The 7,067-nt window shown below is 70.9% G+C and carries 5 protein-coding genes and 1 rRNA gene; 1 reads left to right on the top strand and 5 read right to left on the bottom strand.

All coding sequences use genetic code 11. The features are described from left to right. A 5S ribosomal RNA gene (rrf, locus tag VFF46_RS15525) occupies positions 1-97 on the top strand; the annotation flags it as partial. A 92-nt stretch (positions 98-189) separates the two neighbouring features. On the opposite strand, the gene VFF46_RS15530 is transcribed toward rrf, so the two are convergent. The 5 genes from VFF46_RS15530 to VFF46_RS15550 form a co-directional block, all read right to left on the bottom strand. Then, a complete protein-coding gene (locus tag VFF46_RS15530) occupies positions 190-840 on the bottom strand; it encodes a hypothetical protein (protein ID WP_325037817.1) in 651 nt (216 codons plus the stop codon). A 250-nt stretch (positions 841-1,090) separates the two neighbouring features. Beyond that, positions 1,091-4,198: a chromosome segregation ATPase gene (locus tag VFF46_RS15535; RefSeq protein WP_325037818.1), complete on the bottom strand. Its 3,108-nt coding sequence runs from the start codon at positions 4,196-4,198 to the stop codon at positions 1,091-1,093. Next, the gene (locus tag VFF46_RS15540; RefSeq protein WP_325037819.1) at positions 4,195-4,851 is read right to left on the bottom strand and encodes a hypothetical protein; all 657 of its coding nucleotides are present in this window, start codon (positions 4,849-4,851) and stop codon (positions 4,195-4,197) included. Before VFF46_RS15540 ends, VFF46_RS15535 begins: the two co-directional genes overlap by 4 nt. Next, a complete protein-coding gene (locus VFF46_RS15545) occupies positions 4,844-5,398 on the bottom strand; it encodes a hypothetical protein (RefSeq protein ID WP_325037820.1) in 555 nt (184 codons plus the stop codon). Before VFF46_RS15545 ends, VFF46_RS15540 begins: the two co-directional genes overlap by 8 nt. After that, entirely contained in the window at positions 5,395-6,585 is a 1,191-nt protein-coding gene (locus VFF46_RS15550; RefSeq protein WP_325037821.1) for a hypothetical protein, read from the bottom strand. Before VFF46_RS15550 ends, VFF46_RS15545 begins: the two co-directional genes overlap by 4 nt. Between the last annotated feature and the right edge of the window lie 482 nt (positions 6,586-7,067).

Genomic DNA, 7,067 nt, shown 5'->3' on the forward strand with positions numbered 1-7,067 from the left:
GAAACACCCAGTCTCCATTCCGAACCTGGAAGTTAAGCCCTTCAGCGCCGATGGTACTGCGACCGGGAGGTCGTGGGAGAGTAGGACGCTGCCGGACATTCACACTGTTAAGGGCCACCCCGGTCGGGGTGGCCCTTAACACATTTCTGGGCAGTTGTAGGTGCCCTAACTTGAGGTGCTCGGCAGCTGTTATTCCTCGGGGGCGATGCCTACCAGGGCTGCGGCGGCGCAGATGTGGACCGGAGTCAGGTCTGTGGGGGAGACAGGGGCCTGGAGGAGCGTGCCGCGCTCGTAAGGCGTCAGGGTGATGTCTATGCCAGGAGCACCCGCTACCAGTCCGCGGATGTAGGTGAGCCAGCCCATCATCGGAATGCCACGGCGGAAGACGCCGGCCGCGGCGGCTAGTTCGGTGTCGGCGATACTGGCCCACTGGGGTTCCCAGATCGTGACGACGGCGCGGAGCACCTGGGCGAAGCGTTCCGACTGCAGCAGCGCGTCCTCGTCGCTCCAGTGCAGGGTGAGCTGGTCGGAGATGGTGGTCATCGTGCCACCCATGGACAGGTCGAACAGCCACGGCAGCTCGCCCGTGCTCTGCAGGTGCAGCCGGGTCGTGCTCGTACCGTTGGCCAGGACCTTCGTAGTGGCCTCGACCATCTCCTCGAGCGGTGTGGAACCATCCGCCTCGAGGACGTGGTACCCCCAGCGCTCGTCCTGAGTCCAGATGTGGACGTCGGGGAACGCGACCGCGACAGCCGTCAGCGTGCGGCCGACGCGGAGCGCGCGGTGCTCGACCGACTCGTCACGGTGTGACCATTGGGCGCGGAGCAGCCAGGAAGCCATTCACGCCCTCCGATCATGAGGCGGCCGGTGTGGCGGAGGTGTTGTCGTGCCGGCTGGCGGCACACGTCCGGATGCAGGCGACGGTACGCCGTCATACGACCGCTTGACCAGAGCTCCGGGCCCTCGCTGAGCGCGGGCACGGGGGCTCTCCGGAAAAGTCACCGGACCATACTGCTGTACCCGGAGGTCCGAGGTCTGCACCGGGGTCCGCTTTTGGTAACCACGTGTCGAAATTTGGACAGGTGTCAAGCTATGTCAGGGTCGGCGAGGCCAGCTCCAGGGTCGGGGTCGAGCCGCGGTACGACGTCATCCACTCGCGGAGCAGCTCGACCCGGGCCGAATTCTCCTCGTTGCCCTTCACGACCGGGGCCTGGTTGTACGGCATCGTGTCAGAGCTGCGCCGGAGCTTCACGTACAGCCGGGACGAGGCGAGGGCGTACCGCTCCATGTCGTCCTGGAGCGCGCCGATCACCGTGATGTTCCGGTCGCGGCCGATCTGCTCGAACAGCGCCACCGCCTCACGCCGGTGCTGGGACCCGAGGTTGCGGCCCAGTTCGTCGAGGATCAGCAGCAGCGGACGGTCCGAGCCGCCGGCGAGCGCGGCCGCGCAGACCAGCTTCACCGCCTTCTCGTCCATCTGCGCGGTGTTGCCTTTCACGTTGAACGCGGAGAACGGGCCGCCCTCCGAGCGCCGCCACTTCGGCGTCACCGTCCAGCGCCACGGCTTGTCGGGCTCGGCCGGCGGATCCGGCTCCGGGAACTCGAGCTTCGCGCCGTACCCGCCGTACTGCTGGTCGAGACGGTCGAACTCCTGGGACACCAGCCGGAGTCGTGCCTTGATGCCGTCGGCGAGCGAGGCGCGGTGCGCGCGGGCCGTACTCTCCGCCTCGTCGAGGCCCTCGCGGGCACGTTCGAGGGCGGCGTTCCGCTCGGCGCGCTGGCTGGCGATCTGCTGTTGCTGCAGGCTGTCGAACGTCTCGTGCTGCGCGAGGTGGCTGCTCAGCGTCCGGTGCAGCGCCGGGACCAGGCCGACGCGGTCGCCGAGCGTGCCGTTCGTCCAGCCGTCGGGGCCGTTCAGGATCTCCCACAGCTCGGCCGGGATCTCCTCGCGGGACCGTGCGCTCGGGAAGCAGCGGCGGATCACGTCGTCCAGCTGCGTGCAGGCCTGGTGGTTCCAGTCGGCGGTCGTTCGTCGCTGGGCGTCGTCGGGCAGGACGAGCAGGAACTCCTCGGCCTCCTCGGGCGTGCCGCCCCAAGCCGTCGTCCGGGTGGTCAGGTCGAGCGCGCTCTGCTCCTCGCGCAACGCGAGCCGGCGGCCGGTCAGCTCGTCGAGGATCCGATCGTGGTCGCGCCGGGTGGCCTCGAGGTTCTTCAGCCGCTCGTCGCGGACGAGCTGCTGGCCGGCCGCGGTCTCGGCGGACTCCTTCGCCGCCTGCAGCTGCGGAGCGAGCGAGTCCCGGTCGGTCTCGTGCCGGTCGACGGTCTCCCGGAGCGCGAGCATCTGCTCCTGCACCGACTCCGCGTCGGCCAGTGCCCGGGCGGCCGCCGTACGGCGCTCGGCCTGCTCGACCCGGGACCGGGCCTGCTCCAGGGCAGCGGACGCGAGAGCGCGTGCCTCGACCGCGGCCTCCACGCGCCGCCGGGCCGCCTCGATCCGGGCGGTGCGTCCGGTGATCGGCTCGTCGAACTGCCCGACGGCGACCACACCGGCGACGTCGTCGATGTGATCCTTGGTCGCCCGCTCGCCGATCGCGGCGAAGAAGGCATCCAGGACAAACCGCTTGTCCGCCGACTTCGGCCCGCGCTTACGAGAGGCAGCACCCGGCCGGTTCGCCAGTACCAAGAGGAATCCGGAGTACCCCGCATCGGCCAGCGCGGTCGCCGCCACGTCCGCGTCGCCGAAGTCGATGACGACGGCCTCCCGGTACGGCGCCAGTCGCGGCTCCCACTCCGCACGGTCGGAGGCGGGCAGCTCGGTGATGTCGGTGAGCGCACCGCACTCGATCCCGGCGTTCTCCAGGACCTGCTGCTGCGGTGCCGACACCGTCTGACCGCTCTCGGCCTCGCGCAGCTCGGCCGTCGCGTAGTCGACCGCGGAGCGCGCGGCGTGGTCGCGGCCGATGTGCTCCTCGAGCACGGCACGCGCTTCTTCCTGCTCCTCGCCGGCCGCGGCCAGATCCCGGCCGTCCGCCGAACGGCCCGCGTCCAGGAGCCGCCGGTGCTCCTGACCGAGCCGCTCCAGCTGCTCTCGCAGCGAGCGCTGGGCCAGGTCGAGCTCCCGGTCCCGAGCGTCCAGCTTGTCCCGCTCCTGGCGGGTCAGCTGCACGTCGCGGATCAGGTTCTCCTCGTTGCCGAACGCGTCGATCTCGGTCTCGATCGCTTCCTTCCGGGCCTCCTGCTCGGCGGCCCGCTCGTCCAGCGCCGCGATCTCCTCGAGGATCTCGGTGTTCCGCGCGGAGCCGTCGATGAGGTGCCGGGCCGAGCGTGCCTGCCAGGCCTCCTTCGCCGCGGCGAGGGCTTCGCGGGCCGCGGCACGTTGCAGAATGCCGGCCTCGACGGTCGCCATCTCCTGCTCCCAGCGCTGCAGGTCGGTGGTCGCCTGCTTGGTCGCCTCGCGCTGGGTGTGCTCGGCGGAGCGGTGTGCCTGCTCCTGCTCGAGCTCGTGGTCGAGGCCGGTAAGGGTCGCGATCGCGTTGAAGATCCGCGCCGGGCCGAGCTCGTTGAGCGGCTCGGCGAGCAGGTTCGCGGTCGGGCTGGAACGGACCGATGTCGACAGGAACGAGACGCACCGCACCTGGCCGCCGTACAGCACCTGGGAGAGCTTGTTCGCGTGGAAGTCGGTGCGGCCGTTCGAATGCGGGAGGGCGGCCCACAGCGCGTCGGCGCCCGCGGCGCGCTCGGCCTCGGTCGCGCCGTACGGGATGTGCAGGCCGTGTTTCCAGCGCAGGTCGATGTACGACGCCTTGCGGTTGATCCGGATCCACACCGTGACCGCGGCGGCCTCGATCTCGTCGAGGTCGGTCAGGTCCGGGTCGGAGAAGACGCCGACGATGTAGCCGCGGTCGACGTTCGACCAGTTGCCTTCCTGGCCGGCCGCCTCGGCGGTGAACAGCAGCTCGGCCGCCCCCGGCGCGCCGCTGGTCAGCCGCCACTGGTCGTCCGCGTGCAACAGGCTGAGCGCGGCGATCCACGACGACTTGCCGGCGCCGTTGGAGTCGGTGGGGCCCTGGCCGGCGACCGTGATCAGGCCGCGGCCGATCATCGGGATCGGGTGCGTGGACAGCCGGGACAGATCGACCACCTGCACCCCGAGCAGCACCTTCGAACCCAGGATGTCGTACGGCCCGTCGTCAGTCATGCTTCTTCTCCCACTTCGACAGGGACCCCGTGGCGGGCGCGGATGGCTTCGGCGATCGGGCTGGCCGGGGCGGCGGCGAGGATCAGCTGGTCCTGCAGGCGACGGCGAGCGGCCGGCGTCAGGCGCTGCAACTGCGGACCCGGGATGTACGACGGACCGCCCGAGTGATCGCCGGACAGCTGGATCAGCCCGGCGGCGCGCAACCGCTGCAGCGCCAGCCGCCGCTCTTCGCCGCTGATCCGGGTCGTCCGCAGCTCGTCGACCGTGGTGGGCCGGGCGGACTTCCAGCTGTCGCCGGTCAGGATGCCTTCGCTGCGCGGGATCGCGACCGAATGGATCAGCACCAGTACGAGGACGGCGCGGTCGATCACCGACAACGGCTGCCAACCCTGCGCCGCGAGGCTGGCGGCGATGTCGTCGTCGTACCCGGCGGTCCAGTGCGTGCCGTCGACGTGCACGAGCGTACGGCCGATGAGCTTGAGCATCCGCTGCACCTGGCGGCGGAGCGTGACGTCGCGCAGACCGGCCAGCTGTACTTCGGCGACCGGGTGCGCGGCGTACTGCACTGCGCTGAACGCGGCGAGCACCTCGTCGCGGGACCTGTCGCTGAGGTCCTGCAGCAGCGGGTCGAACAACGCGTGGTGGTCAGTCATCCGCCACCTCCACGGGCGGCGGATCGGGAAGGTGCCTGCACAGATCGCGGAGTGTGGACAGGTCGGACGGGCTCCACGTGACGACGCGCGGGCCGAGGCGGACCTCGCCGGCCGTTTCGTTCCAGAACAGCCAGTGGGTGGAGTGCAGGCGGCGCAGGCTGCCGATGATCAGGGTCATGTCGCTCGGCTGCTCCGCGCGGCCGCGCATCCCGGCGTACACGGACCTGATCTGCGCAAGCGTGCCCGTTCCGCCGGGCCACGGCGAGGCGCTCCGGTCGGTCCAGCAGCAGGCGACGCAGATCGCGAGCAGGCGGGCGGTCTCGTTCGGCAGCTCGACCGGGACCGGGGGAGCGCCGAGCTCCTCCAGCACGCCGTGACCGGCGCCCGTCGGCAGCGTCGGTACCAGCCAGACGCCGTCGGCTGACGAGGCCCGGGTCAGGCCGGCGACCGCAGGCGTGTCCGGGTCGACCTCGATCGGTCCGGCGGACTGCACCTTCGCCCACCAGAGCGCGTTGTACAGCCGGCGCTCCACGGCCTCGGTACTCACGAGACCACCCGGCGGAACACGCCCTCGGTCGCCCACGGCGTACCGGCGGCCGGGTCGATGCGCATGCCGTCCGACCAGACCAGCTCGTACTCGAGCTCGTCGTGCAGGTGGGCTGCCGTCAGCTCGGCGAGCACCCGGCGGGCGGTGATCCAGTCGCCCGCCTCGTCGACGACCTCGACGATGTCGACCGACGTACGGCCGGCCAGCACCCGCTCCGCCTCGCGGCGCAGGTCCTCACGGTCCGTCGCGGCGGCCGACTCCGGGGCTTCCTGGTCCGCGGTCGGACGCGGCGGCGCCATCCGGGCCGTACCACTCCGGCGGCCCGTCTCCACCGCCTCGACCATCGTCTGCGCGGAGAAGTCGGGCGCGGCGGCATCGAACAGCAGACCGTCCAGTACGGCGGCCAGCGTCTCGGGCTCGCTGCTCCGGGTGAACGTCAGCCAGGTCTCGATGGGCAGCAGCCCGAGCGCCCGCGTCGTACCGGCCCGCTCGACCAGGCGGCCGGCGGCGAGTTGCACGGCGTCGGCGTACGCGGCGAGGGCCATCCGCAGCGACGTACAGTCCCGGTGCAGCTCCGGCCAGCGGCCGAGGACCAGGCGGTGCACCTTCTCCGCCTGCTCGATCAGCCGCTCGTTGCCCCACGCGAGCTGGGCGTTCTCCCGGAGCTGCGCCGTCGTACTGGTCGAGACCAGGATCGCCAGCTCGTTGCCGAGCAGCCGGAAGACCTTCGTGAGCCGCTCGACGGACGCCTTGCCGTCGTCGGCCGTCGCCTGCGGGTCGCTGACGCTGTGCGCCTCGAGGGTGAGCAGCTGGTGCAGCTCCGCCTGACCGCCCTGGACGGACATCCGGCGCAGGAACATCAGCATCACGTACGGCGCGAACGCGGCGCGGTGGCGCAACTCGTTCGGCCGGTCGACGAGTTTGGTGATCGCGCCGTACTGCCGGAGCAGGTCGAAGCGGCGGACGATCAGGTCGTGCGGATACGCCCGGCAGGCGAGAGTGGCCTGCTCGACGGTCAGCCCGTCGCTGCCGGCCTCCGCGAACGCGTCCAGGATCGCCTGGTCGACGTCCAGCAGCTCGGGATCGACGATCATCGCGCCGGCCTCGCGGGCGAGCACGGCGAACACCTGGCGGTAGACGCGCAGCACGGCGGCCTCGGCCTCGGCGTCGAGCAGTGTCGCGTCCATCCCGCACTCCCTCCCGTGTGATAGCGCGGCTATCAGAGCAAGGACTCTAACCACCCGTACCGGCAGACCAAAACCCACCCGCCCACCACCTGTGGACAACTGAGGGGATGTCCCCGGGCGGGGAGCGGCGGTGGCGGCGGGCTGTGGAAAACCGGATGACGGCGGTGAGCCGGGTGCTTACGATCCGGGGTGTGATGAGAATCCTTGGTTGATGCGGTCGGGAAGGCCGCGTCTGTACCACGGCACCCACGGGTGTCGCCCCGCCGGAGTGGGCCGTCGTGTCCCCGGCGCGCTTGCTGATTCTCTCCGTACGGAGCCTGCACATGACTGTGCATCCCTTCGGGCACCCCGCTGCCCGCCCCATCGGCGCGCAGCACCCCCGTGTCCGTGACCTGCTCGCCCTGCGCAAGGACGGTTCGCCCGGCCGGATCATGGTCGAAGGAACGTGGGAACACGACCGCCTGCTGACCACGTCCGCCACC

Source organism: Kribbella sp. (genome assembly GCF_035655035.1).
In the GTDB taxonomy this organism is placed as follows: Bacteria; Actinomycetota; Actinomycetes; order Propionibacteriales; family Kribbellaceae; genus Kribbella.

Excerpts from the sequence above, each read along its gene's own strand:
- VFF46_RS15530 (WP_325037817.1), bottom strand. The coding sequence starts at position 840 with ATGGCTTCCTGGCTGCTCCGCGCCCAATGGTCACACCGTGACGAGTCG.
- VFF46_RS15535 (WP_325037818.1), bottom strand. The coding sequence starts at position 4,198 with ATGACTGACGACGGGCCGTACGACATCCTGGGTTCGAAGGTGCTGCTC.
- VFF46_RS15540 (WP_325037819.1), bottom strand. The coding sequence starts at position 4,851 with ATGACTGACCACCACGCGTTGTTCGACCCGCTGCTGCAGGACCTCAGC.
- VFF46_RS15550 (WP_325037821.1), bottom strand. The coding sequence starts at position 6,585 with ATGGACGCGACACTGCTCGACGCCGAGGCCGAGGCCGCCGTGCTGCGC.